This window comes from Neisseria sp. P0022.S010 (assembly GCF_051956635.1).
Map to the genome: position 1 here is coordinate 1 of NZ_JBQCXF010000793.1, position 661 is coordinate 661.

The following is a 661-nucleotide window of genomic DNA, read 5'->3' on the forward strand; positions in this document are numbered from 1 at the left end:
ATTTTAAATGATTTATGCGGAATAACCGAATTACAAACCGATATTTACATTTTCAAAGCCCGGAAATGATTAAGGCCGTCTGAAATATGAAACACTTTTGAGGTATTCTTATTTCAGACGGCCTTTTATGAAGGAAGTCGTCAATCGGGTTTGTGTTCGATATAGTCTTGCGGTTTGTCGGCTTTGCCGGTGCGCGTAACCGTATATTCGCCTTCGATAATGTCCTCATCATCTTTGGCGGAACTGTAAGTCTGGCGGCTTTGGAAAGACTGCGTAGAAGAAACAGCCGCGTTGCCTTTAAATGGAATCAGCAAGAGCAGGGCAACGGCGGTTGAAATAAAACCGGGGCTGAGCAGGAAAACTGCGGCGGCAGTATAGCGAATCGGCCACAGTATCTGATAGAGGGAAATGTTTTGTCCGCTACGGACGGCTGCACCAGCGAGTAAAAGGCCGGAGATGCCGGTATGGCGCAGCATAAAGATACCGCTGATAAAGCTGAGAGCCATCACAAACAGCGTCCAACCGCCGCCAAGCCAGTCGGCAACCCAGACGATGGACATGATTTCCAAAAAGATTAAAACCAAAAAACCAATTCCAAAATACTGCATAAGTGTTTGTTCCTTCATTCAACGGATAGTGTCGATTGTGTTCTATCTAGATA

General features: G+C 45.7%; 1 protein-coding gene. It reads right to left on the reverse strand.

Annotated elements, in window-relative coordinates; genetic code table 11:
• Nucleotides 1-140: 140 nt before the first annotated feature.
• Nucleotides 141-608 carry an FxsA family protein gene (locus ACTHUT_RS21450; protein ID WP_250600060.1) on the reverse strand — a complete coding sequence of 156 codons (468 nt, stop codon included), beginning with the start codon at nucleotides 606-608 and terminating at the stop codon, nucleotides 141-143.
• Nucleotides 609-661 lie beyond the last annotated feature (53 nt).

Coding starts and splice junctions, on each gene's coding strand:
- ACTHUT_RS21450 (WP_250600060.1), bottom strand. CDS start 608: ATGCAGTATTTTGGAATTGGTTTTTTGGTTTTAATCTTTTTGGAAATC.